The organism is Sorangium sp. So ce367 (assembly GCF_051520455.1).
Lineage (GTDB): Bacteria > Myxococcota_A > Polyangia > Polyangiales > Polyangiaceae > Sorangium > Sorangium cellulosum_B.
Window position 1 is genome coordinate 103,269 of sequence record NZ_CP150334.1, and the last position, 23,698, is coordinate 126,966.

Consider the following 23,698-nt stretch of genomic DNA (forward strand, 5'->3'; position numbering starts at 1 on the left):
AGGAGGGACCATGTCACGCGAACCCAAGAGTTTCGACAACCTCCTCGGCGGCAACGCCAAGGGTTTGAGCGACTTGCAGCTCAAGGCGCACTTCACGCTGTACCAGGGCTACGTGAAGAAGCTCAACGAGATCTGGGAGCAGCTTGGCAAGGCCGACCGCAGCGCGCCGAACTACTCGTACAACGCGTACAGCGAGCTGAAGCGCCGCGAGCCGGTCGCCTTCAACGGCACGGTGCTCCACGAGCTGTACTTCGAGAACATCGGCAACGGCTCGACGCAGCCGAGCGCCCAGTCGAAGAAGCTCATCGAGGCGTCGTTCGGCAGCTTCGACGCCTGGCTGGCCGACGCGAAGGCGTCGCTCCTGAGCGCGCACGGCTGGACGGTGCTCGTGTACGACTACCAGGAGCAGAAGCTCTTCAATAACCTCGTCCGGACCGAGCACGATGTCGGTCTGTTCGCGAACACGCATATCATGGTCGCCGTCGACGCCTGGGAGCACGCGTACTTTGCGGACTACCAGACCAAGAAGGCGGACTATGTGGCCAACGTGCTCTCGGGCCTGAACTGGGACGTGATCAACGCGCGCCTCGCGCAGATCGGGCCGCACGCTCAGCAGGGTTGATTCGTTCCACGGCGGGGGCACGCGTCCCCGCCGCCCCCACCGGCGAGTTCGGCGCTCCCGCGCCACGCGACGACCACCTCCCCCTCGGGCCGGACTGCCCGGAGACGCGGCTTTCCAGATCATGCCTCGCCCCCAGTGCCCCGCCCGCGTTCGTCCTGTAGACTGGGCGCGGCGATGAGCAAGGCCGAGTCGAGCACCCGCGCCGCCGGGGAAGAGAGCCTCATCTACGTGCGCCGGATCCACCGGCGCGACCTGAACCGGGTCTGGGAATTCCTCAAGAAGGTGTTCCGCGACGTCAACCGGGAGACGGTCGAATACCAGCGGCCTCGCTCGAAGAAGCGGTTCCTCGAGGTCTACGAAGAAGAAGGGGTCGAGCAGCTCCTCTTCGAGGTCCGGGCGGCGCATGGTCAGGAGATCGTCGGCTACGCGGAGTGCGCCTTCGAGATCACCGGGACCGATAACTGGATGAACGAGCGCTACTTCACGAAGCACGACATGCGCCCGCTCTTCGTCGAGGAGCTCGCGGTCCACCCCGAGTACCAGGGCCGCGGCGTCGGCGCCTTCATGCTCGAGCAGCTCGAGCACCTCGCGCGCATCCACGGCTGCACCCACCTCGTGCTGGAGGTGGCCGAGAACAACGACGGCGCCCTCAAGTTCTACCGGAAGCGCAGCTTCTACCGGCTCGACGCCGCGATCTTCATGGCGAAGAAGGTCGCTGTCGACGCGGAGCTCCTGCCGCCTCGAGCGCTCAAGAAGCCCCGCAACCCGGAGGCGCTCGGCGCGCCCGCGAAGCCGAAGCGAGCGCCGCGGCGGACGCTGAAGGCGCGCGGCGGCGAGAAGAGGTCGAGCGCCCCGCCGCCGGCGTCGCGCCCGCAGCCGGCGTCGCGCCCAGAGGGCCCCGCGACGGACGAGGCGATCGATCCGCTCGAAGAGGCGGAGAACGACGGCGGCGGCGACCCGCCGTGAGCCCGAGCGCGGCGAGGCGCGCTCGCCACGGCGGGTCAGGGCCGGGTCAGACCGTGCCGTGCTGGCGCAGGGTCGCCGGCAAGGACAGCGCGTGATCGATGCAGGCGCGGATGTCGTCGAAGCTCGACAGGCCGTACCAGAACACCGTCCAGTTCTCGTTGCGGTAGCTGCCCTCGGCCTGCTGGAAATACCAGGGGTTGATCTCGTTGCCGTTCCGGGCGCGCCAGAACAGCTTCGGGTTCTCGCTCTTCATCCGCGTCCAGAGCGAGCCGCCGATCCCCACGCCCTGCGCCTCCGAGGTCACCGCGAACTTGTCGAGGTACGGAGTGAGCGGGGCCCTCCCGCCCGGATCGAGCGTGAGGATCGCCGTCGCCCGGTAGGAGTCGGACAGGTAGATGCGATAGAAAGGCTTCTTGTCGAAGTAGTGCTCGTCGAGCTTCCGCAGGAAGCACGCCTCGAGCAGATCGCGAAGCCGGTCGCGGTCGATGCCGTCCAGCGTGTCGTGCCGGAGGATCCGCTCGCCGCGGCGGACGAGCGTGCCAGAGCCCGTGTGCGTGAAGAGCTCCTTCGCCAGGTGATCGGGCGATGTGATCGAGACCGAGGAGGTCGCCGGCAGCCCGTCGAGCAGGAGCTTGATCTCCTGCAGCTTGAGGCGCATGCCGTCGTTCAGCGAGGGCTGGGCCATGAGGCCCGCGAAATCCTCCTCGAGGTTGATGGCCGAGATGATGCGCCCGTGCTCGTCGAGGAGGCCACCCGTGCTCGTGAGGAAGATCATCTTGAACGGCTGCGTCGCGAGCGCGAGCTCGCGCGCGGCGACGTCGGCGTTGATGTTGAGGATCTGCCCGCCCGGCGTCTCCCCGAGGCAGGCCAGGATCGGCAGGTGCCCGGCGCGGAGGCTGGACCTCACCGCTTCGACGTGGACGCGCTCCACCTTGCCCACCAGCCCGAGGCGCGGCTCGTCGAGCAGCGACGCCTCGAAGACGCCCGCCGTGATCGGCCGCGTGCGCGTGCCCATCTCCTCGAGCGCCTCGACGAGCCGCAGGTTCTCGCGGAGGAAGACGCGGCGGGCGATCTCCAGGATGCGGGGCGTCGTGACGCGCAGGCCATTGACCCGCTCCGTCGGGATGCCCGCCTGGGCGAGCGCCCGATCGAGCTGCGGCCCGGCGCCATGGATGACGACGGGATACAGCCCGACCTGGTTGAGGAACACGAGCGAGGTCGCGAGCGCCTCGAGGTCCTCGTCGAGGATGGCGCCGCCGACCTTGATGATCGCAAATTTCTGCTGATCGACGGCCGCGTACTGCTTCAGGTACTGCTCGACCTCCTTGCGGCTGCCGAGGTTCCTGAGCAGGCGGACGATGACGTCTTGCGTCGAACCCATCGTTGTCACCACCCGTTGGCCAGCACGTCCATCACGGCCTTCTGGACATGCAGCCGATTCTCTGCCTCGTCGATGACCATCGATGCTGGCGAGTCGATCACCGCGTCCGTGACCTTCACGTTGCGCCGGACCGGCAGGCAGTGGGAGAAGAGCCCCCCCGCGGTGAGCGCCATCTTCTGCTCATCGACGATGAAGTGCTTGTTCTTGTCGCGGATGGGCTTCTCCTGCTCCCAGCGCCCGAAGTACGGAATCGCGCCCCAGCTCTTCGCGTACACGACGTGGGCGCCCTCGTAGGCGGACTTGATGTCGTAGGTGATCGAGAGCTTCTGCCCGTTGCCTTCGGCGCTCTTCCTGGCGGCGTCGAGGTAGCGCTCGTCGAGGTGGTACTCCTCGCTGGGGCACAGGAGGGTGACGTCCATGCCGAGCTTGGACGCGATGAGGACGGCCGAGTTGGCGACCGCGGTGTTGAGCGGGCGCGGGTGATACGTCCAGGTGAGGACGAACTTCTTGCCGTCGAGGCGGCCGAGGCGCTCCTTCATGGCGAGCGCGAGCGCGAGCTCCTGGCAGGGGTGGGTGATGGTCTCCAGGTTGATGACCGGCACGGTGGCGTGGCGGGCGAAGCCCTGGAGCACCTTGTCCTGGCGATCGTCCTCCCAGCGCTGGAACTTGGGGAACGCGCGCACGCCGATGAGATCGGCGTAGCGGGAGAGCACGCGGGCGACCTCCTGGATGTGCTCCTCCGGCTCGCCATCCATCGCGATGCCTTCCTCGAACTCGATGGGCCAGGCGCTCCGGCCAGGCTCGAGCACGACGGCGTGGCCGCCGAGCTCCCGGATGCCGACGTCGAAGGAGGTGCGCGTCCGCAGCGATGGGTTGAAGAAGACGAGCGCGATGGTGCGGTCCTTGAGGCGCGGCTCGATCGGCCGCCGCTTGAAGCGCTGCGCGCGCTCGAGGAGGCCCTCGATCTCTGCGCGGGTGTAGTCCATCGTGGTCAGGAAGTGCCGCATCGGATGCCTCCTCGTGTGAACGGCGCGGAGCGGGCACTCGCATTAGGAGCAAGCCTGGCGGTGATGTCAACGCTGCTCGCGCCGCGCGGCGCGCGGGCGATTCAAGGGGGCGGCCCTTCGCCTCCGGCGAGCGGGGACCGCTGCGCGATGCGACGAGAAACCGGTGAGCGTGGTTCGCTTCGAGGACATGTCGGGAGCGGGAACCGACGCCGGTGGCGGGCACGGTCTCGTGCCGGCCCCACCACCCGCTGGACGAGCTCCTCGGCAGTGGCGAGGACACCAGGATTGCAGGTGATGATTTCAGGAACGAAAGGAGTACGCAGGTCCCCTAGGGAAAGACTCGCGGAAATCGGGGGTGCAACCCTTGGCCTGCATCCTGCTAAACAAGTAGGGCAGAGCGCCCGTGACGGTTTCCCCCCCCACCGTCGAATGGGCGCTCTTTTTTTGTGCTTTGGTGATGGGGTGGCGTGAAGGAGCGGCTGTTCCTGTGACGCTGGTCGTGATCCTCACGGTGCGGTGCGAGGCGCTCGACGCGTTCCGCGCGTACGAGAGGAAGGCCGCGGCGGTGATGGCGCGGTACGGCGGCGCGATCGAGCGGACCGTGGTGACCGCGCCCGACGGCGGTGGGCTCACCCTGAAGGAGATCCACCTCGTCACGTTTCCGGATGAACAGGCCTTCTCGGCATATCGCGGCGACGCCGAGCTCGGGGAGGTGGCGCACCTGCGGAGCGCGTCGGTCGTTCATACCGAGATCCTGCGCGGGGAAGAGGGACCGGACTACCACGTCGCCCCTGTCTGACCGGCGCCGCGGTGGGGCGCCGCATCACGTTCCGAGGACGGCGCCGCTCTCCGCTTGCGCGGGCGGTTCTGCGATGCACGCGGTGGCGACGCGCCGGAACCCGACCCGCTCATAGACGCGCGCGACGCGGTCGTTCTGCGCGGACAGGAACACGGTGCGGAGCCCGGCGTCCAGCGCATGGCGGGCCAGAACCGCGGTGACCGCGGCGGCGAGGCCGCGCCCCCGGGCCGCCGGCAGCGTCCCCACGCCGACGATCTCGGCGACGTCCAGCGCGTGCTGGTAGCTGCCGGTGCAGAGCGGACCGGCGAGCGCTCCTTCGCGGCCCCGAGCGGCCGCGTGCACCAGCGTCCCCTCGATCAGCGACGCGTGCCACGCGGCCGCCTGTCCGGCCGGGAGCACGGCCGCGGCGGCCTCCCGCTCGGCCGGTCCCGCAGGACCGACCGCGGTGTCGAGCACGCCGAAGGCGACGGGCGCGACGGCCTGCACCGCGGCGAGATCCGGGTCCTGGGCGGTGACGATCGAGAGCGAGACGTCCTCCGGCAAAGGCGTCTGGTGGGGCTCGCCGCAGAGCACGAGCAGCGGGCAGCGCCGGACATGCAGGCCGGCGGCCTCGGCCGTGGCGTCGAGCCCAGGGGTGGTCTCCAGCACCCACTCGAACGCCTCCGGGATCGAGAGCTCCCGCTGACGCGCGCGCACGGCGGCCACGTCTTCGACCGATACGGGGCCGGGATGGCCGAGGGCAGGGCGGGCGTAGTAGGGCCAGCCGTCGCCGCGGCGAACGAAGAGGGTCAGCGGTCCGTGATCCTCTGCGTCAGCGCGCCAGCGAGGGACGGCATCGTAAAACCGCTCGATGGCGGCGAGGAGGGCGCTCACAGGCCGCGATTGTGTCACCGGATGCGCTCCGGTGCGAGGAACACCGGGCTCCTCGGAGAGGCCCTTGGGTGCCGGCGTCGAGCGGCGCCGGCGCCGGCCGTACATCGCGCGTCCAGGGGGCCGGCGCCCGCCGCCCGGGTGTAGACTCGCCTCATGCACCGACGTGGCTTTGGCGCGACGTGCGCCGCCCTTGCGCTCGCGACGCTCTACATGAGCGGCTGCGGGTCCTCGCCAGCTCGGCTGCCGTCGGGGGCCGCCGCCCCGGTCGAGGTCGTGCTTCCGCCCTCGCGCCCTGGCGCGCCCGAGCCCAGGCTGGCGGCGGATGAGCCGGAGTCCCGGAGGAACGAGACACAGCGCTTGCCCTTCGTGGGCATGTGGGTCAGCGAGGATGACGGCTCGCTCATCGAGCTGAGCGCGACGAGCTTCCACCACCGCTTTCCGTACATGGGCGCTCCGCGCGACCTCTACGCGCGCGTCACCTCGTACAACACCGAGCGTGGCCACATCGCGCTGGAGTACACCCGCATCCTGCAGGATGGAGTCGAGGAGCCCATCGAGGAGCCCGTCGTGTACATGCGCTACGAGATCCGCGAGGGCGACCTGTACAAGCACATCGACGCCGACGATTTTCCCACCACCGTGGACGACGAGCGGTTCGTGCGGACCCCCGGCCGGCGGTGAGCGCCCGTCGGACCCCGGCGTCCACGGCCCGCTGCGTGACATGTCACGGCCCGCTGCGTGACATGTCACGGCCCGCTGCGTGACATGTCACGGCCCGCTGCGTGACATGTCACGGCCCGCTGCGTGACATGTCACGGCCTTGCGGCCGCTCGCGCGGGCAGCGCTCCGGCTTCTTGGCGCGGCGCGAGGAGCTCGTTTCGGACTGCATTTCCCGTGTCGAGGAGCGGTACCGGTCCGGCTTCGAGGCTCGGTGATGACGTTGAAGCCGAGGGGGGCCGGGGTGGCATCTCTCTTGCGAAGTGCCCCTGCGGCGACGACGAGCCGGGCGAGGGAATGCGCCGCTGAAGAGGCGATTCGCCTCCACACCTCCGGCTGGGCGAACCAGCGCATCATGAATTCCGCGGTCCCCCGCTGAACGTCGAGACGCCGTACTCATACGCTTTACACATGGAGAGTGGCACGATGAGCCGAGCTTATGCCGTGGTGGGGTGTCTATTCGCTTCGATGGTCGCGATGGCCGCCACGGGTTGCGCCGTGGAGATGCAGGACGATCTGGTCGACGGGGTCGATTCGCTCGATGAGGACGTCGCTGAGGTGGAGCAGGCGTACAGCGAGGCGACGTGCGCTACCGTCGCGCCGGTGACGACCTACATCGGTGGCTACAACTACACCTCGCCGCAGACGTACACCACGACGGCCTGCTACAAGAGCCTGGCGGTCGACGTCGTCGGCTACGAGGCCGGTTTCACTCCGGCGCCCGGCCCCAACCACGAGCTGAATACGTACGTGGATTGGGCGGACACCCTGCCGACGGACCCGGAGGCGTGCCGCGATCTGTTCATGGCCGCCACCCTGTACCACGAGGATGACGGGGTGATGGTCCCCGTGGAGATGGCGCAGAGACGCGGCAACTACGTCGCCGGCAGCGGCTGCAACGTTGGCCTCAGTCACGGACTCAAGTTCTATACGCCCATGGTGGCCACCCACAGCTACCGCGTCGTCGCCACTGCCCGAACCGGCAATGGCAGCGGCTTCCCGACGCGGAAGTTCAGGGTCCGTTCGGTGTGGGAGCCGAACTGAGCTGCCGATCGCAGGCGCCTGGCGCTGGGGCCGCTCACACCCTGAGCACAACCCCTCTCGCCCTCTCGCCCTCTCGCCCGTCGCCTCCGCGATCGCCTGCACGTAAAGCCGCACCTGCGCCTCCTGCGCTGCGTGCGCCGTGCCCGCCTCGGAGCCGGCCTTGAATCCGACCACGGTCCAGATCCCCACGTCGCCCACGCTCTCGCGGGACGAGAGATCGACGATGCCCTCCGCGAGCGCCGTCACCCCGCGGGAGCGGTGAGGCGAGCGTGCGGCGCAGCCGCGGTACCGGCGCCCGACGACGCTCACCGTGATATGTCACGGCCTGCCGCGTGACATGTCACTTCCCGCTGCGTGACAGACACGCCTTGTGCGGCTCGCGCGGCCAGCGCTCTGGCTTCCTGGCGCGCCACACGGGAGCCCGTTTTGGCTGGATTTGCCGCGTCGAAGGAGCATCCCGGCCCGCGCCCGGGGGCCTGGCGATGGCCTTGAGTCAGAGGGGCGCCTGGCTGGCATGCGCGCTGCATAATGACTCTGCGGCGACGATGAACTGGATGGGGGAACGCCCTCTTGAAGAGGCGACGCGCCTCGACGCCTTTCGCGTGGGCGAACCAGCGCATCATGACCTCCTCGGTCCGGCTGAGCATCGCGGCGCCATTCTCGTACGCTTTACACATGGAGATTCGAAACGATGAGCCGAATCAATGCCGTAGTGGGGTGTCTCTTTGCTTCGATGGCCGCGATGGCCGCCACGGGCTGCGCCGTGGAGATGCAGGACGATTAGGGCCATGAGGACGTCGCGGAGGCGGAGCAGGCGTACAGCGAGTCTACTTGCGCCACCGTCGGCGCGGTTTCGACGTTCACCGGCGGCTACAACAACTACACCTCGCCGACGACGTACAACACGACGGGCTGCTACAAAAGCCTGGCGGTCGACGTCGACAATTACAGGAACGGTTTCACGCCGCAGCCCGGTCCCGGCCACACGCTGCATACGTACGTGACCTGGGCGGACTTCCTGCCGACGAATGAAGCGGATTGCGAGAAGCTGTTCCTGGCGGCCACCCTGTACAAGGAGGTGAACGGGGTCATGCAGTACGTGGATGACCAGGTGCTGCGCGGCGGCTATGCTGATTTCGGCGGCTGCATGGTCGGCTCCCCGGTGGGAATTCACTTCACTGACTTTGTGGCCGGCGCCAACCACCGCATCGTTGTCACGGCTCGAACCGGCAAAGACGGCAGCTTCCCGACGCGGAAGTTCAACATCTCGACGGTGTGGGAGCCATCGATCTGAGCCGCTGGCGCGAGCGCGGCGCAGGCCGCGCTCGCCAAGCTCACCAAACCGCAGGCCGCCTTCGCGAAGGCCCTCGCGGAGCGGGACGCCCTCCTGCCCGAATGGTCCAAGGCGCTCAGGACGCTGAGGAAGCACGCGGCGGCAGCGTGCGACGAGGACGTCGGGACCTACAAGGCCCTGTTCGCGCCGCTGGGCGCCGTCCAGGCGCCGAAGACGCGGCGCTCCAAGGCGAAGCCGGCCGAAGCTCTCGCGGCAGCGCCGGCCTGAGGTCCCCGGCTCACCTGTCGCCGCTCTCGTCCCGCTCCGGCTCGTCGTCGTCCAAGAGCGGCGCCACCTCGGCCCAGAGCGCATCCAGATCGAGCTCCAGCCCGTCGAGCCCTGGTACGCGCACCCTCCCTTCCGAGGCGGGCAACCGCTGCACGTAGTACCCGTCGGGGCCGAGCTCGAACAGCTCGAAGAGCTGCGCGTCCGGATCCACGAGCCAGTACCAGCGCACCCCGAAGCGGGCGTACTCGAGGGTCTTCTCCATCCGATCGCGTCGCACGTCACGCGGCCGCTGCGAGAGCACCTCGACCACCACGGTCGGGGGGATCCGGGAGAGCGCATCGCGGCCGCGGAGAGGCGCGCCCGGGGCGTACATGCACACGTCGGCCTTGCGCCCGCGTCGCGCCGACACGCCGAGCTTGTACTCCGAGCCGAACACCCAGCCGCCCCGCGGTCGGGCCCATCCGCGCAGCACCTCGATCAGCCAGCTCACCACCGCTTCGTGCAGCGTCGTCGGCACCTCTTCCTCCACGAGACGACCGTCCAGGAGCTCACCCGGCTGGTCCTCCTCCAGGTCGGCCCACTGCTCCAGCGTCATCGGCTCAGGTCGGAGGATCTCCGCTGTCGCTGTCGAACCCATGGCACCCATCGTACCACCGCACGGGCTTCCCGCGACGCGCCACCCACGGGCCTCCCTCTGCGTCCGGCAGCGCCCCTCACACCCTGAGCACCACCCCTCTCGCCCTCTCGCCCGTCGCCTCCGCGATGGCCTGCACGTAGAGCCGCACCTGCGCCTCCTGCGCCGCGTGCGCCGTGCCCGCGTCGGAGCCGGTCTTGAAATCGACCACGGTCCAGATCCCCACGTCTCCCACGCTCTCGCGGAACGAGAGGTCGACGATGCCCTCGGCGATCGTCCCGTCCTCGAGCCGCAGGAGCAGCGGCGTCTCCCGCTCGCACGCGCCGCGGGCCGCGCTCTCCGCTGCGCGCCGGAGCAGCGGGTGATCGAGCGCCGCGACCGCCGCGGCGACCGCCGCGTCGAGCTCCTCGGCCGGCGCCCCGAGCAGCCTCGCCTGCGCTGCCGCCACCGTCCTTACCTCGTCCTCGCCCGCCCGGAGGTCCACCTCGGCCAGCACCGCGTGCACCAGCGTCCCGAACCGCTTGCCGTAGGGCCGCCCCTCGCGCGCGATCTCCGTCTGCTCGAACGAGATCACCGGCAGCGCGTCCGCCCTATCCCCGCGCGCCGCCGCTCCGCCGCTCCGCTGCGCCGCCGCCATCCCCGCTCCGACCGCCGCCGCCATCCCCGCTCCGACCGCCGCCGCCGCCTCGTGGCTGATCTCCGTCGCGGTCTTCACGCGGACCGCCGCCACCGCGCCGTCCAGGATCGCCCGCTGCCGCGCCTCCAACCACACCTCGTGCCCGCGCTGTCCGAGCTCTCCTGCGATCACGGCGCTCGACGTCGCCCCGGCGCTTCCGATGATCCCGGCGCCCGCGGCCGCCGCGCCGCCCGCGTCCGCCTGCAGGATCCGCTGCTGGCGCAGCCCCGCCTCCGGCTCGCGATCCAGGTCGAGCGCCCCCGGATCCCACCACACAACGCGGTGCGATCCGGCCATTGGCGCGTGCTCCCCCGGCGCGACCGCGTCCCGCTCGTCGGCCTCGCACCGCGCCGGGCGCTCCAGCACCGTGTCGGTCCCGAACGGAGGGCAGCCGAGGTCCTCGCAACGTCGAGGGCTTCGTCGCTCGCGCGGCGCCGGGTAGAGCACCGGGTGCAGCACGTCGAGCCAGCCGTCGCTCGTGCCGTCGCCTGGGCGCGCGTCGCCGACCGCGGGCACCACCAAGAGCTCGCGCGCGCGCGTCGCCGCCACGTACGCGAGCCGCACCGCCTCCTCGCGATCGCGGCGCAGCACTTCCTCGCGGCGCTCGACGAGCTCCGCGGGCACGCAGCCGGCGATCGGCTCCGCCCACAGGCCGAGCTCCGGATCCACGTGCCGCGACGGGAGCTGGTGCGCCGCCGGCGACGCCGGATCGGCCAGGATCACCACAGGGAACTCGAGCCCCTTGGCCCGGTGCACCGTCATGATCCGCACCCCCTCCGTCCCCTCCTCGACGACCGGCGCCTCGGCGACCTCACCCCGCTCGGCGTCGAGCTCGAGCCGCTCCACGAACGCGCGGAACGACGTCGCGCCGGCCGCCTCGAAGCGCCGCCCGAGATCCATCACCCGCAGCACGTTCGCGAGCGCTTGCTCCCCCGTCGGCCAGATCGCGATGCCCGCGTGCGCGCGCGTCTCGTCGAGGAGCCCGCCGAGGGTGTCCGCGATCGGCCGCCGGTTGCGCTCGCGGTGCAGCCGCCCGAGCACCGCGAGCGCCTCGGCGACCTCCCGGAGCGGCCGCGCCCCGCCCTCCACCGCGAGATCGAGCGCCCCGTCGTCCGGCGGTTGAAACAGCGGGTGCAAGCGCCGGAAGCGGTCGCGGTAGAGCAGCAGCACGTCGTCCGTCAGCGCGAAGAGGGGCCCGCGCAGCGTCGCGTAGACGCTGAGCTCGTCGTCCGGCCACTCGATCGCGAGCAGCGCGCTCCGCACCGCCATCACCTCCTCGCGATCGTGGAACGACCGCCCGCCCACGAGCACGTGCGGGATCCGCCGCGCCTCGAGCGCCCGCACGTAGGCGCGGGTCGCGTCCTCCCCGAACGTCTGGAACCGCTTGAACAAGAGACAGATGTGCCGCGCCTCGAGCGGCACCCGCTGGCCCGGGCGCTCGCGCTCCGTCACCGTCCAGCGCCGCGCGCCCGACGCCGCGCCGCCGTGGATGAGGTGGTGGACGAAGGCGCCCACCGCGTCCGGGATCGACTGCCGCACACGGAAATCGGAGATCTTGCCGAAGTCGCCGTAAGGCCGCGGCACCGGGAGCGCGATGACCGTCGGCTGCTCCGGCGGATCGTCCCGGAACCGCTCGAGCGCGACGTACCGCGCCTGGGTCGCCGCGCGCTCGCCCTCCGCGGTGCCTCCCTGCATCAGCGGCGCGAACGCCGCGTTGACGGCCTCCTGGATCGACGGGGCGCTGCGGAAGCTCGTCGACAGGTACAGGACGCTCGCGCCGCACGCGACGAGCCGGGCCTTGGTCGCCTCGTAGAGCGCGACCTCGGCGCGGCGGAAGCGGTAGATCGACTGCTTCGGATCGCCGACCACGAAGAGCTTGCCGGGCACCGGGCGCGCCCGCGTCCAGTCGGCCTCGGAGAGGTCGTCGGCCGCGAGCAGGAGCAGGATCTCCGCCTGGAGCGGGTCGGTGTCCTGGAACTCGTCGACGAAGAGGTGCGAGAAGCGGAGGTTGAGCTCCTCGCGCACGCCGCGGCTCGATCGGAGCAGGTCCCGGGCGCAGAGCAGCAGGTCGAGGAAGTCGAGCTTGCCGGCGCGGGCCTTGAGCGCGTCGTACGCCTCGATCGGCGGCCGGAGCTCGCGCGAGAGGCAGGCCGCGAGATCGGCGCTCGCGGCCGTGAGCACGGCGTCGAGCTCGACCTTCACGCGGTCGCGCTGCGCGAGCACCTCGGCGCGCGTGAGATCCCCGCCGAACGCCTTGCCTGAGCCCTTCCAGCGCCATTCCTTCCAGCGCGCGACGTCGCCGAGCTCGGCCTCCAGGCCGTCGTGGTCGCGCCCGCCCGTCACCTCCTCGCGGCGGCGGAGCTCCGCGAGGTAGCGGTCGAGGTTCCGGAGGCTCTGCGCGAGGTAGTCGCCCTCCCGGTCGGCCTCGGCGCCCAGGTCCGCGAGCGCCGCGAGGCGGTCCAGGATCTCGTCGATCGCGCGCTCGCGGTCGAACGGATCGCGCCGCCAGGGGCGCGTGAAGTCGCGGTGCTCGGCGAGCTTGAACGCCGCGCTCCGGAGCAGGTCGCGCGGGCCCTGCGCGCCGTCGCGCGGGCGCCGGCGCAGGATCCGGCGCACGCCCTCGGGCGGGTCGTTCAGGGTGCGCTGGAACCAGGCGTCGAAGGCCTGGTCGAAGAGCGCCTCGGCCTGATCCGCGGCCGCGACCTGGAACAGCGGGTCGACGCGCGCCTCGACCGGCCATTCGCGCAGGAGGTCGGCGCAGAAGGAGTGGATGGTCCCGATGCGCGCCGCCTCCAGGTGCGCGAGCGCCTCGTCGAGCCGCGCGCGCTCCGCCGGGCCGGCGCCCGGGTCGCTGCGCGCCCGCTCGATCTCGGCCCGGAGGCGCAGCTTCATCTCGCCGGCCGCCTTCTCCGTGAAGGTCACCGCGACGATGCGATCGAGCGTCCCGCCGCCCTCCTCGGGCGCCCTCCGCAGCACGGCGACGATCCGCGACACGAGCGCGGTGGTCTTGCCGGTGCCCGCGGCGGCCTCGACGACGAGCGTCGTCCGCAGATCGTCGCGGATGCGGCGGCGGGCGGGCTCATCCGCGAGCTCCCGCGCGCCGCGCGATCGGACCGCGTCGGCGGTCACGCGCGCCTCCGCGCGGGCTCGAGGCGCTGCCCGGGGGCGCGCGGCAGGAGCGCGCCGGCCAGGCTCGGGGAGGGGAGGAGGACGTGCCGCACTGGGTCGCGTGGGGAGGCTGTCGGGGGAGTAAGGTGGCGCAGATCGGCGTGGAAGGAAACGCTGCCGTGCCCGGCGGAAGGCGGTCCGTTTTTCCGGACGGGCTCATGTAACCCCTGAGCGTGGATGTTCTTGTGCTAGCAGCAGGGGGAGCTGATCCATGCGCCTCGAGTCGATGAGCCCTGGAGCGCGGTGGGCGTACGCGCTCAAACCCGCGAGCTGGCCCAAGGTGCTCGTCCCGGCCGCATACGGGCACGCGGTGGGCGCGGCCGTCGCCGGCCGGCTGTCCGCAGGGGCCCTCGCCTTCGGCGCGCTGTGGATGATGGCCGACGTCGCCTTCGTCGTGCTCCTGAACGACTGGGGCGATCGCGAGGTGGACGCCCTCAAGCGACGCATGTTCCCGGGCGGCTGCTCGCCGAAGACCATCCCGGACGGCATCCTTCCCGCCAAGGCCCTCCTGCTCGCCGGGCTCGGGGCCGGTGTCTCCGCCTTGCTCATGGCCTGGGGGGCCGGCGCCGCGCTCGATCGCCCGCTGCTGCTCCCCCTGGCCGCGCTCGGCCAGCTCGTCTTCGTCGCCTACACGCTGCCGCCGATCAGGCTCAACTACCGCGGCGGCGGCGAGCTCCTCGAGATGGCCGGCGTCGGCGGCGTGCTCCCCGTGCTGCACGCGTATGCCCAGTGCGGCGCGCTGGCGCCAGCGTGGCTCGTCGCGCTCCTGCCGGGGTTGCTCCTGCTCGCGCTGGCGAGCGCGCTGGCCAGCGGGCTGTCCGACGAGCAGAGCGACCGCGCCGGCGGCAAGCGCACCGTGGCGACGCTGCTCGGCAATGCGGCCACGCGCCGGGTCACCGAGGCCCTCGCCGGCCTTGGCCCGCTCCTCTGGCTCGCGGCGTCCCTCCTCGCCGAGGGCGCGCCGCCGCTCTGGTCGGTCGCGCCGGCGGCGGCCGTGGCGCTCTTCTTCAGGGCGCGGCTCGTCGAGAAGAGCCCCGAGGCGGTGACGAACGCCTTCGCCGCGCAGGCGGCCTACAAGCGCGAGCTCCACCGCGCGATCCAGTGGGGCATCGTCGCCCTGTCGGCGGCCGTGCTCGCCGCCGGGCTCCTCGCCGGGGGAGGGCCGACATGACGGGCGTCGCGGTCATCCCCCCGGAGGAGCGCGACGCGCTCGCGCGCCTCACGCCCCTGCTGGGCGCGCGGGCCTCGGTCGCGCCGGGCCGGCCGTGCGCGCCCACCCCCGTCGCCCTTGTCGAGCAGATCGTGAACGGCAGCGAGGACGCCGAGCGGGCGCGCGCCTTCGCCCGCGGGCTCGGCGAGGTGATCTGCGCGGTCGCCGACAACTTCCCCGACAACATCTTCTGGGATGTCGACTACCTGGCCTGCTGCCTGTGGCAGGCCGGGAGCGCGCCCGCGATCGGCGACTTCGCCCGCCGCGTGGTGTCGCTCTGCCTGGGCTTCGGCAACAAGTCGAAGCTGCGCTTCCGCTACGCGCACGACTTCCTCTACGGCTACGACTGGGCTCGCTGGGTGATGCGCAAGCCGGAGGAGCGCGCGGGCATCGGGCCCTTCGACGTCTCGTTCTTCGACTACCTCGACGGCCGGCAGAGGACGCTCGTCGAGCTCGTGGCCAGCAACGACCGCAAGTACTCGCAGCTGAACGGCCGGGAGTACCGCAACCCCTTCTCGTTCATCCGCGAGCCGCCCGAGGAGTCGCAGCTCCACTGCCTGCTCGCCCAGGTCGACCTGATCCCGCTCAAGGCCTGGCGCCTCGACGGCGAGCGCCGCTGGGACCTCCCCTTCACCGATCTGCGCGCCAAGCTGGCCGATCGCCTCGGCCTGTCGCGGGGCGAGGGGCGATGAGCGTCCGGCCGGGCGCGCTTCGAGCGTGGCTCGATGCGTCTCGGCTGGCCTCGCAGCCGAGCATCGCGCTCCCGCTGCTGCTCGGGCAGCTCGTCGGCGCGCGGGCGGCCGGTCGCCCGCTCGACGTGGGGACGCTCGCGGCGGTCCAGCTGTTCGGCCTGCTGAACCAGCTCTTCATCGTCTACGCGAACGACGTCGCCGACCAGGAGACCGATCGCCGCAACCGGACCGCCACGCCGTTCTCGGGCGGCTCGCGCGTGCTTGTCGAGGGGCGCCTCTCGCCCCGCGCGCTCGGCGCCGCGGCCGTCGTGTGCGCCGCGGCGCTCGTGGCCGTCTCAACGGCGCTCGCCGCGGCGCTGGCGACGGCCGCCGCGCCGCTCCTCGTGCTCCTGGCGATCGCGGCGCTCCTGCTGCTCTGGGCCTACAGCTACCCGCCGCTTCGCCTGTCGTACCGCGGCGGCGGGGAGCTGCTCCAGATGGTCGGCGTCGGCGCGGTCCTGCCGCTCTACGGGTACATCGCCCAGGGGGGCGACCCCGCGCGTTTTCCCTTCGCGCTGCTCGCGTTCCTGCTGCCGAGCCACCTCGGCTCCGCGATCGCCACCGCGCTCCCGGACGAGCCCTCGGATCGCGAGAGCGGCAAGCGGACGCTGCCCGTGCGCGTGGGCGGAGAGCGGGCGGCGCGGTGCGTGGTCCTCCTGAACGGGCTCTCGCTCGTGCTCGCGCCGGTCGGCCTGGGCGCGGTGGGGCTGAGCCCTGGGGCGGCCCTGCTCGCGCCGGCGGCGGCGGCGCTCGTCGTGCTGCTGGCCCGCCCAGCGCCGCCGGGCTCGCGCCTGCTGCTGGTCCGGGTCGCGGCGGCGGGCGCGGCGACGCTGTCGCTGGTCGGCTCGACCGTCATCGCCCTCGCCGCGCGCTGAGGAGCGAGGGCGCGATGTCGCACGAGTTCCTGCTGCTCTCGTTGCTCTTCCTCCTGCCGGGGGGCGTCATCTGGCTCGCGCGCCCGGATCTGCGCCCCCTGATGAAGCGGATGGCGCTCGCCTCGCTGCCGTTCGCGGCGACCGAGCGGCTGTTCTACCCGAGGTACTGGGCCCCGAAGTTCCTGTTCGACCTGGCCGATCGGATCGGGTTCGGCATCGAGGACGTGCTGTTCGTCGTCGGGCTCAGCGGATTCTCCTCGACCGTCTATGCCGTTGTGTTCCGCCGCGCGCCGGTGCCCTGCGCGGCGCAGGGGGCGCCGCGCGCGCGACCGTGGTTGCGTGCCGGGGTGGTGATCGCGCTCGCGCTCGCCGCGGCCGGGGCGCTGGTCGCGGCGGGGGTGCCCGTCCTCTACGCCGCGGTGGCGGCGATGACGGCGTTCTCCGCGGCGCTCGTGGGGGCGCGCCGCGATCTGCTCGTGCCGGGCCTGCTCGGGGCGCTCCTGTCGGCGGCGCTCTACCTCGGCCTGTGCCTCGTCTTCGCTGCGCTCGTGCCCGGCGTGTTCGAGCGCACCTGGCGGCCCAGCGTGCTGCTGCCGGGGAGCGCGCTGCTCGGCGTGCCGCTCGACGAGGTCCTCTACGGGCTCGGCGCGGGCTTCGCGGGCACGGTGTTCCCGGCGTGGGCGTTCGGGTTCAGGTACGGGCACGCCGGAAGCGACGGGGATTGAAATTCCCTCGGCGCTTCCGGCGCGCGTCTTCGGCGAGCGACGCCGTCCATCCGCCTGGACGTCGACGGCCGTAGCTCAGTTCGCGGTTACAACGGTCGATGCTCTGCGTCGCATACTGGATGCTGGGGCCCATGGGGACGATCGATCCCGCTTTGACGAAGAGCGGCAGCTCGCTCAGCGGCGCGGGAACGGAGGCCGTACGTCCGCCGTCTGTCGTCGAGCCCGTCCAGAAATCGTACCAGGTCCCCGCGGGGAGATAAACGGAGCGGCTGGTAGCGCCCGCGGTGGTCACGGGATTGACCAGGAACGCGGGGCCGAACAGGAACTGATCCTTGATGTTGAACACATTCGCATCGCTGGGATAGTCGAAGACCAGGTGCCGCATCATGGTGTAGCCGTCGCTGGTCACCTTCCATGCCAATGAGTAGATGTAAGGCATCAGCCGATAGCGCAGATTGTCGATCTTGAGGAGGTTGGCCTTGGTGGCGGCGCTCCAGCTGTTGCTGTACAGCTCCCTCGAGCCGCCTCCGTGAATCCGGAAGATCGGGGAGAAGGCGCCGTACTGAAACCAGCGGGTGAAGAGCTCATTGTTCGCGCTGGTGGTCCAGTCCACGTTGTGGCCCCAGTACCCGCCGATGTCCGTGGTCCAATAGGGCATCCCCGCGAGCGAGATCAAGTTTCGCATGATTCCTCGCAAGCAACAGAGTTCATGAGTGCTCCCGACTTCAATGGTTCACGCCAGCTGTAAGAGCGCGGACTGTCCCCATGCGGTCGCGGCGCGGAGCTGTCTTCGCCCGCGCTCCGCGCCGCTGAATCAGCATGAGGGCGCCTGGCGACAGCCCGCTTGACCCGTCGCTCGGGAGAGGCGGAGCGCGCGGCGGAGTACGGCGCGGGGGAGCCGCTGGCGCCGGAAGAACGCTGGGGGCGACCTGAACCGCTGCTGTCGAAGACGGAGCCGAAGGCGCAGGGCGGCCGGCCGCGTACTCGTGATCAGATCGCCCTGACGGGGATCTTGTTCGTGCTCAAGGCGGGTTCCTCGAGAGCACCGACCGCAAGAGCTCGGCTACAGCGGCATGGCTCGCCGGCGCGGACTGCGCGGCTGGCAGCAGGCGGGCGCCCTGGGCGCAGCCTGGCTCCGTGATGAAGAAGCGCGATGAGCGCGGTGCGCACCCAACCTCCCGCGTGGCTCAGCCGGATCCCCGGACGGGCCGATGTGATGACACCGGTGCGCCCGAGGAGCGCCTGAGCGTGGCCCGCCGCAAACAACGTTACTCCGCTCCCGAGGTGGCCATCCGGCCACACCGCCAGTATCGCCGGATCCTTGGCGAAATCATGTCCGGTGGACAGCATCCAGGCTTTCACGACAGGCGTCGAATACGCGATGTCTGTCGTGTCCTCTGGCGGATCGCCCTCGGCACAACACCAATCACCCTCGAGCAGCGATCGCTTTCTCGAAGGCCAGGCGAATAGAACTGGTGCAAAAATCGATGAAGAGCGAACAGATGACGAAGATCTCGGTGCCCAGGGCGACCGAGGAGGCCGAAGCGAAAGGATACCCCTCGAGTGCAATGGGAACGCTCACATTGCCGATGTCAATTCCAATCTACCGGCCCGCGGGCATCGTCGAATCCGGGGGAGGACGAGGCTGGCAGGGCTCCTCCGGAGCGCCGCGTCAACAGGGTGAGCGCTGGATCGCGGTCATCGCCGGACCGCCAGACCCGCTCGCAGCGTCGGAGGCAGCCCGATCAACCGTCAAGAAGGCGTGCGCGAAGAGCGCGAGGGGGGATGTGGCGGTGCCCGCCGGTGAAACAGCGAGCCTCCTCGTGGTCAAGGCGGACCTCGCCCGTCGCCGTCTCTCGAAGCGCCCTTCAATCGATCAGCGACCTTCAACGGCACGGATCACGTCGATCGAGCAGGCACGCTTGCTTCAGGGCCCGCTCCACCGTCTTCAATGCGGGTCGCGGCCTGGTCCCGAACGTTGTGCTCTCGGGCGCTCCGTGCGTTGGTGTCGGGTACGAGCCTCGGTGGATGACAGCCGCGCAACGCCGCGACGGTGCCGTCCTGGAACGCCGAAACGCCGGGAGCGCCAGGGGATCGTGCTTCCCCTGGCGCTCCCGGCGCCTTCGTCATCGGATGGGCGCGGGCGGCGGCGTTTCGCTCGCGAAGCCTCCCGCGGTCGGGGGGATCGCCCGCGCCCGTCGCGTCACGGCAGCATCAGGACGCACTCGGTCCGGCAGACGGGGCCGCCGGCGCCGCCGCCGCTCGGCTCCTCGCAGATGGTCCGGACGATCGCGCCGGGGGGGCAGGTGGCTCCGTCCACACACTCGATCCAGCAATCGCCGGGCGGGTACGCGTCGGCGCCGCCCATGCCGGTGCCGGTGCTGCTGCTGCTGCTCTCGCCGGAGCAGACCTTCTGCTCGATCATGCCCGCGGGGCAGTAGGGCTCGACGGGCACGCACTCGGTCCAGCAATCGCCGGGGTAGGGCATGGCGCCCGCGCCGGTGCCGGAGCTGCTGGAGCTGCCGACAGCGACGGAGCTGCCGCCGCCGCAGACGGTCTGCGGGATGCTGTTCGGCGGGCAGTAGGGCTCGGTGGGCACACAGTCGGTCCAGCAGCCGCCGCCGGGGAAGGGCATGCCACCCATGCCGGTGCCGCTGCTGCTCGTGCCGGGCACGGGCTCGCCGTCCTCGCAGATGGTCTGCTGGGTCGTGCCCGGCGGGCAGTAGGGCTCGACAGGCACGCACTCGGTCCAGCAGTACTCCTGGCCGGGGTACGGGTCCTGGCCGGGGTACGGGCCGCTGCCGCCGCTGCCGCCATAGCCGGTGCCGGTGCTGCCCGAGCTGCCGACCGAGACCGCGCTGCCGCCGCAGACGGTCTGCGGGATGCTGTTCGGCGGGCAGTAGGGCTCGGTGGGCACACACTCGGTTCGGCAGCCGCCCCAGTCGCCGTCATAGGCGCCAGTGCCGCCGACGCCGCTGCTGCCGCTGCAGACGGTCTGCGGGGTGGTGCCCGGCGGGCAGTAGGGCTCGGTGGGCACGCAGTCGGTCCAGCAACTGCCGCCGGGGGGGCGCGGCGCGGCGAAGCCTGGATCGGAGCCGCCCATGCCCCCGCCAGCGGTGCCACCGCCGGCGCCGCCGGTGCCCGCCCAGCCACCCGAGCCGCCGACGCCGACGCTGCTGCTGCTGGTGACGGAGGTGCCGCCGTCGCAGTAGGTCTGCGGGGTGGTGCCGGGCGGGCAGTAGGGCTCGGTGGGCACGCACTCGTTCCAGCAGCCGCCGCCGGGGTACGGCGGGCTCGCGCCCGCATCGGCGCCGCCGGTGCCCGCCCAGCCACCCGAGCCGCCGACGCCGACGCTGCTGCTGGTGACGGTGGTGCTTTCGTCGCAGAAGGTCTGCAGGGTGGTGCCGGGCGGGCAATAGGGCTCGACGGGCACGCACTGAGTCCAGCACGGCTCGGAAGGCATCGGCATGCCGCCGGTGCCCCAGCCGCCGGAGCCGACCGTGGTGGTGCCGCCACACACGGTCTGCTCGATCGTGCCCGGCGGGCAGTACGGCTGCGGCGGGATGCACTCGGTCCAGCACTCGCCCGGATCGACGGGGATGGCGGTGCCGCCGGCGAAGCCACCCTGGCCCGAAGACGTGGTGCCGCCGCTGCAGATGGTCTGTTCGCTCCAGTCAGCAGGACAGATGCTGTCGGGCACACACTGCTCCTCGCACATCTCGCCGATCTCGCACGGTGAACAGACCGTCTCCCAGTGAAAGCCAGGTCCGCAGTCGGGCTCTGGTGGCGGTGGGGGCTCGTCCACGCCCCCACAGCCCTGCCCCTTGGCGCCGGTGAGCACAACGAGCGCGGAGAGCGCAACCAGACCCTGGAGAGAGGAGCGAGCGGCTGACGAACGCGAGATAAGAGAGGAGAAGATCGCGAAACGCATGGGGGTACTCCATCCTGCGTGCCTGTGCGAGACACGCGATCAAGGAACGATGGCTCTGCGCCGCAGCCTGCGAGCGCTGCTGCGCGCGGCGTCTCAGCGCCGACTCGGAGAGCTCGCGTGGAGATAAAGCACTGGACATGCCAGGCGCGTCCGCCTGCTCGGTAGCGTCGACGGCCGCACGGCGCGCCGCGCATCGGCCGGCTTTTCGCGGTCGCGCGGCGCCCGCTGCGCGCATCCGCTCAGCGCGACGGGGCGGCAGTGTGACGGGGAGCGCTGGCTACGTGTCACGTTGAGCCAACTGGCGCCACAGGGGGTGCCGGGAGGCAAGGGGATGGAAGGATGGGGAATTTTTTTTCTTGAGTGAGCTGGGTTACGCGACCCAGGGGGGATGACCCGACCCAGGTTGAGGTACGGATGACCGACCCAGGTTGAGGTTCGGCCGGCGATGACCCGACCCAGGTTGAGGCTAGCCGCGACCCAGGTTGAGGTTCAGCAGGGGGCGTGGGCGTGGTGGCCCGACCCGGGTTGAGGTGCTCGGGGGCGTGGGCGTGGTGCCCGACCCAGGTTGAGGTGGTAACCCAGGTTGAGGTGGTAACTGAGGTGGTGACCCAGGTTGAGGTGGTGACCCAGGTTGAGGTGGTGCTCGCGAGGTGCTCGCGCGCCCCAGGTTGGGGCAGCGCCCCGATCGAGCGCGGAGCTACTGCGCGGAGGTGGGCCGCACGTAGGGCAGCCGCGCCGCCACCTGCCGGACCTCCGCGGCCCCCTCGAGCAGCTGGGCGATCGGATCCCAGGTGCCCCGGATCAGCGACTCGCGCGCGCCCGGCTTGATCGTGAAGGGCACCGTGAGATCGCTCCCCGCCCGGACGAGCTGCCCCTGCAGGTCGACCGTGACGGGGGTCGTCGGGTCGGCGTTCACGCGCGCCACGAGCGCGGCGCGGTCCTCGCGGCTCACCGAGACGCAGGGGATGCCGAGCGTCGTCGAGTTGCCGAAGAAGATCTCGGCGAAGCTCTCGGCGATGACGGCCTTGAAACCCGCCTTCGCGATCGACTGCGGCGCGTGCTCGCGCGACGACCCGCAGCCGAAGTTGCGATCGGCGATCAGCACCGTGGCCCCCGCGAAGCGCGGGTCGTTCAGCGGGTGCTCCCGCTTCTCGCCGCGCTCGTCGAAGCGCACGTCCCGGAAGAGGTGCTCGCCGATGCCGTCGAAGGTGACGCACTTCAAGAAGCGCGCCGGGATGATGCGGTCCGTGTCGATGTCGTCCCCCGGAACGTGAACGGCGCGACCGGTGACGGATTGAATCAAATCGAGTGCCATTGGGATCTCCCTCGGGTGCGAGCGTCGTCAGATTCCGAACACGTCACGAGCGTCGGCGATCTCGCCGCGGACGGCGGCAGCCGCGACCATCACCGGACTCATGAGCACGGTGCGCCCGGTGGGGCTCCCCTGCCTGCCCTTGAAGTTGCGGTTGGACGAGGACGCGCACAGCTCATCCCCGATGAGCTTGTCGGGGTTCATCGCCAGGCACATCGAGCAGCCCGGCTCGCGCCACTCGAAGCCCGCGTCGCGGAAGACCCGGTCCAGCCCCTCGGCCTCGGCCGCGCGCGCCACCTCCATCGACCCCGGGACGGCCAGCGCGCGCACGTGCGGCGCGACCCTGTGCCCCTGGATGCGCCGCGCGACCTCCCGGAAATCCGACAGGCGCCCGTTCGTGCAGCTCCCGATGAACGCCACGTTGATCTTCGTCCCCTCGATCGGCTTGCCGCCCTCGAGCCGCATGTACTCGAGCGCCTCGCGGATCAGCGCCCGCTCGGACTCGTTCGCCACGTCCTCGGCCGCCGGGACCTTCTCCTTCACCGAGATCGCCTGCCCCGGCGTGATGCCCCAGGTGACCGTCGGCGCGATCTCGCTCGCGTCGATCCGGACGACGTCGTCGTAACGCGCGTCCTCGTCCGACGCGATCGAGCGCCAGTACTCGAGCGCCTTCTCCCACGCTTCGCCCTTCGGCGCGTACGGACGCCCCTTCATGTACTCGAACGTCACCTGGTCCGGGTTGACATAGCCGACCCGGGCGCCGCCCTCGATCGACATGTTGCACAGGGTCATCCGCTCCTCCATCGAGAACCCCTCGATGGTCGACCCGCCGTACTCGTACGCGTAGCCCGTGCCGCCGGACACGCCGAGCCGGCGGATGATCTCGAGGATGATGTCCTTCGCGTAGACGCCCGGCCCGAGCTTGCCCTCCACCTGGATCCGCCGGACCTTGAGCCGCTGGAGGCTCAGCGTCTGCGTGGCGAGCACGTCGCGCACCTGCGTCGTCCCGATCCCGAACGCGATCGCGCCGAACGCGCCGTGCGTCGACGTGTGCGAGTCGCCGCACGCGATCGTCATGCCCGGCTGCGTGAGGCCGAGCTCCGGGCCGATGATGTGCACGATGCCCTGCTTCCCCGACTCGAGATCGAAGAAGGTGACGCCCTGCTCGGTGCACGCCTTCTTGAGCGCGTCGACCATCCCCTCGGCCAGCGTGTCCTTGAACGGCCGCTTGCGGTTGTCGGTCGGGACGATGTGATCGAGGGTCGCGAACGTCCGCTCGGGCATGCTCACCCGCAGGCCGAGATCGCGGAGCATCCCGAACGCCTGGGGGCTCGTCACCTCGTGGATCAGGTGAAGGCCGATGAAGAGCTGGTCCTCGCCGCTCGGCAACGTGCGGACTTTGTGGAGGTCCCAAACCTTGTCATAGAGACTCTTACCCATGATGGCCTCTCGCGGTGCGCTGGAAT

The 23,698-nt window shown here is 70.9% G+C and carries 19 protein-coding genes; 10 read left to right on the forward strand and 9 right to left on the reverse strand.

Annotation, left to right across the window (positions count from 1 at the left end; all coding sequences use genetic code 11):
• Positions 1-10: 10 nt before the first annotated feature.
• Both WME97_RS00395 and WME97_RS00400 read left to right on the forward strand, forming a co-directional pair.
• Entirely contained in the window at positions 11-622 is a 612-nt protein-coding gene (locus WME97_RS00395; protein WP_437548521.1) for a superoxide dismutase, read from the forward strand.
• Positions 623-796: 174 nt separating this feature from the next.
• A complete protein-coding gene (locus tag WME97_RS00400; RefSeq protein ID WP_437548522.1) occupies positions 797-1,588 on the forward strand; it encodes a GNAT family N-acetyltransferase in 792 nt (263 codons plus the stop codon).
• A gap of 46 nt (positions 1,589-1,634) precedes the next feature.
• On the opposite strand, the gene WME97_RS00405 is transcribed toward WME97_RS00400, so the two are convergent.
• Positions 1,635-2,969, reverse strand: a complete 1,335-nt coding sequence (locus WME97_RS00405; RefSeq protein ID WP_437548524.1) for an acetylglutamate kinase — start codon at positions 2,967-2,969, stop codon at positions 1,635-1,637.
• Between the two features lie 5 nt (positions 2,970-2,974).
• Positions 2,975-3,976: an N-acetylornithine carbamoyltransferase gene (locus WME97_RS00410; RefSeq protein WP_437548526.1), complete on the reverse strand. Its 1,002-nt coding sequence runs from the start codon at positions 3,974-3,976 to the stop codon at positions 2,975-2,977.
• A gap of 487 nt (positions 3,977-4,463) precedes the next feature.
• Between WME97_RS00410 and WME97_RS00415 the strand changes: the two genes are divergently transcribed.
• On the forward strand, positions 4,464-4,775 hold the full coding sequence (locus WME97_RS00415) for a hypothetical protein (protein ID WP_437548527.1): 312 nt from the start codon (positions 4,464-4,466) through the stop codon (positions 4,773-4,775).
• Positions 4,776-4,799: 24 nt separating this feature from the next.
• Here WME97_RS00415 and WME97_RS00420 read toward each other — a convergent pair whose 3' ends face one another.
• The gene (locus tag WME97_RS00420; RefSeq protein ID WP_437548528.1) at positions 4,800-5,648 is read right to left on the reverse strand and encodes a GNAT family N-acetyltransferase; all 849 of its coding nucleotides are present in this window, start codon (positions 5,646-5,648) and stop codon (positions 4,800-4,802) included.
• A 153-nt stretch (positions 5,649-5,801) separates the two neighbouring features.
• Between WME97_RS00420 and WME97_RS00425 the strand changes: the two genes are divergently transcribed.
• From WME97_RS00425 to WME97_RS00435, 3 genes are all read left to right on the forward strand, one after another.
• Positions 5,802-6,329: a hypothetical protein gene (locus WME97_RS00425; RefSeq protein ID WP_437548529.1), complete on the forward strand. Its 528-nt coding sequence runs from the start codon at positions 5,802-5,804 to the stop codon at positions 6,327-6,329.
• 462 nt (positions 6,330-6,791) lie between these two features.
• Positions 6,792-7,409 (forward strand): hypothetical protein, encoded by a 618-nt coding sequence (locus WME97_RS00430; protein ID WP_437548531.1) that lies wholly within the window; start codon positions 6,792-6,794, stop codon positions 7,407-7,409.
• 1,000 nt (positions 7,410-8,409) lie between these two features.
• Positions 8,410-8,703 (forward strand): hypothetical protein, encoded by a 294-nt coding sequence (locus tag WME97_RS00435; protein ID WP_437548532.1) that lies wholly within the window; start codon positions 8,410-8,412, stop codon positions 8,701-8,703.
• Between the two features lie 277 nt (positions 8,704-8,980).
• Here the strand turns inward: WME97_RS00435 and WME97_RS00440 are convergent, their stop codons facing one another.
• Both WME97_RS00440 and WME97_RS00445 read right to left on the reverse strand, forming a co-directional pair.
• The gene (locus tag WME97_RS00440; RefSeq protein WP_437548534.1) at positions 8,981-9,607 is read right to left on the reverse strand and encodes a Uma2 family endonuclease; all 627 of its coding nucleotides are present in this window, start codon (positions 9,605-9,607) and stop codon (positions 8,981-8,983) included.
• A 76-nt stretch (positions 9,608-9,683) separates the two neighbouring features.
• Entirely contained in the window at positions 9,684-13,409 is a 3,726-nt protein-coding gene (locus WME97_RS00445; protein WP_437548536.1) for a UvrD-helicase domain-containing protein, read from the reverse strand.
• Positions 13,410-13,659: 250 nt separating this feature from the next.
• On the opposite strand from WME97_RS00445, the gene WME97_RS00450 reads away from it, so the two are divergent.
• Genes WME97_RS00450 through WME97_RS00465 form a run of 4 tightly spaced genes read left to right on the forward strand, consistent with a single transcriptional unit; the run spans position 13,660 to position 16,989 of the window.
• Entirely contained in the window at positions 13,660-14,619 is a 960-nt protein-coding gene (locus WME97_RS00450; protein ID WP_437548538.1) for a prenyltransferase, read from the forward strand.
• Positions 14,616-15,350: a ferrochelatase gene (locus tag WME97_RS00455; protein WP_437548540.1), complete on the forward strand. Its 735-nt coding sequence runs from the start codon at positions 14,616-14,618 to the stop codon at positions 15,348-15,350. The genes WME97_RS00450 and WME97_RS00455 overlap by 4 nt, the downstream gene beginning before the upstream one ends.
• Positions 15,347-16,264 (forward strand): prenyltransferase, encoded by a 918-nt coding sequence (locus WME97_RS00460; RefSeq protein WP_437548542.1) that lies wholly within the window; start codon positions 15,347-15,349, stop codon positions 16,262-16,264. Before WME97_RS00455 ends, WME97_RS00460 begins: the two co-directional genes overlap by 4 nt.
• A gap of 14 nt (positions 16,265-16,278) precedes the next feature.
• Entirely contained in the window at positions 16,279-16,989 is a 711-nt protein-coding gene (locus WME97_RS00465; RefSeq protein WP_437548544.1) for a lycopene cyclase domain-containing protein, read from the forward strand.
• On the opposite strand, the gene WME97_RS00470 is transcribed toward WME97_RS00465, so the two are convergent.
• The 4 genes from WME97_RS00470 to leuC form a co-directional block, all read right to left on the reverse strand.
• Positions 16,955-17,674, reverse strand: a complete 720-nt coding sequence (locus WME97_RS00470) for a TIM-barrel domain-containing protein (RefSeq protein WP_437548545.1) — start codon at positions 17,672-17,674, stop codon at positions 16,955-16,957. The genes WME97_RS00465 and WME97_RS00470 overlap by 35 nt on opposite strands.
• A gap of 1,518 nt (positions 17,675-19,192) precedes the next feature.
• Positions 19,193-20,689 carry a hypothetical protein gene (locus WME97_RS00475; RefSeq protein WP_437548547.1) on the reverse strand — a complete coding sequence of 499 codons (1,497 nt, stop codon included), beginning with the start codon at positions 20,687-20,689 and terminating at the stop codon, positions 19,193-19,195.
• A 928-nt stretch (positions 20,690-21,617) separates the two neighbouring features.
• Positions 21,618-22,235 carry a 3-isopropylmalate dehydratase small subunit gene (leuD, locus tag WME97_RS00480; RefSeq protein WP_437548549.1) on the reverse strand — a complete coding sequence of 206 codons (618 nt, stop codon included), beginning with the start codon at positions 22,233-22,235 and terminating at the stop codon, positions 21,618-21,620.
• A gap of 27 nt (positions 22,236-22,262) precedes the next feature.
• Positions 22,263-23,672 (reverse strand): 3-isopropylmalate dehydratase large subunit, encoded by a 1,410-nt coding sequence (leuC, locus tag WME97_RS00485; RefSeq protein ID WP_437548551.1) that lies wholly within the window; start codon positions 23,670-23,672, stop codon positions 22,263-22,265.
• Positions 23,673-23,698 lie beyond the last annotated feature (26 nt).

What these genes read in the sequence shown, in the direction of transcription:
- WME97_RS00395 (WP_437548521.1), top strand. Translation starts at nt 11, where the DNA reads ATGTCACGCGAACCCAAGAGTTTCGACAACCTCCTCGGCGGCAACGCC.
- WME97_RS00400 (WP_437548522.1), top strand. Translation starts at nt 797, where the DNA reads ATGAGCAAGGCCGAGTCGAGCACCCGCGCCGCCGGGGAAGAGAGCCTC.
- WME97_RS00405 (WP_437548524.1), bottom strand. Translation starts at nt 2,969, where the DNA reads ATGGGTTCGACGCAAGACGTCATCGTCCGCCTGCTCAGGAACCTCGGC.
- WME97_RS00410 (WP_437548526.1), bottom strand. Translation starts at nt 3,976, where the DNA reads ATGCGGCACTTCCTGACCACGATGGACTACACCCGCGCAGAGATCGAG.
- WME97_RS00425 (WP_437548529.1), top strand. Translation starts at nt 5,802, where the DNA reads ATGCACCGACGTGGCTTTGGCGCGACGTGCGCCGCCCTTGCGCTCGCG.
- WME97_RS00430 (WP_437548531.1), top strand. Translation starts at nt 6,792, where the DNA reads ATGAGCCGAGCTTATGCCGTGGTGGGGTGTCTATTCGCTTCGATGGTC.
- WME97_RS00440 (WP_437548534.1), bottom strand. Translation starts at nt 9,607, where the DNA reads ATGGGTTCGACAGCGACAGCGGAGATCCTCCGACCTGAGCCGATGACG.
- WME97_RS00450 (WP_437548538.1), top strand. Translation starts at nt 13,660, where the DNA reads ATGCGCCTCGAGTCGATGAGCCCTGGAGCGCGGTGGGCGTACGCGCTC.
- WME97_RS00455 (WP_437548540.1), top strand. Translation starts at nt 14,616, where the DNA reads ATGACGGGCGTCGCGGTCATCCCCCCGGAGGAGCGCGACGCGCTCGCG.
- WME97_RS00460 (WP_437548542.1), top strand. Translation starts at nt 15,347, where the DNA reads ATGAGCGTCCGGCCGGGCGCGCTTCGAGCGTGGCTCGATGCGTCTCGG.
- WME97_RS00465 (WP_437548544.1), top strand. Translation starts at nt 16,279, where the DNA reads ATGTCGCACGAGTTCCTGCTGCTCTCGTTGCTCTTCCTCCTGCCGGGG.
- WME97_RS00470 (WP_437548545.1), bottom strand. Translation starts at nt 17,674, where the DNA reads ATGCGAAACTTGATCTCGCTCGCGGGGATGCCCTATTGGACCACGGAC.
- leuD (WP_437548549.1), bottom strand. Translation starts at nt 22,235, where the DNA reads ATGGCACTCGATTTGATTCAATCCGTCACCGGTCGCGCCGTTCACGTT.
- leuC (WP_437548551.1), bottom strand. Translation starts at nt 23,672, where the DNA reads ATGGGTAAGAGTCTCTATGACAAGGTTTGGGACCTCCACAAAGTCCGC.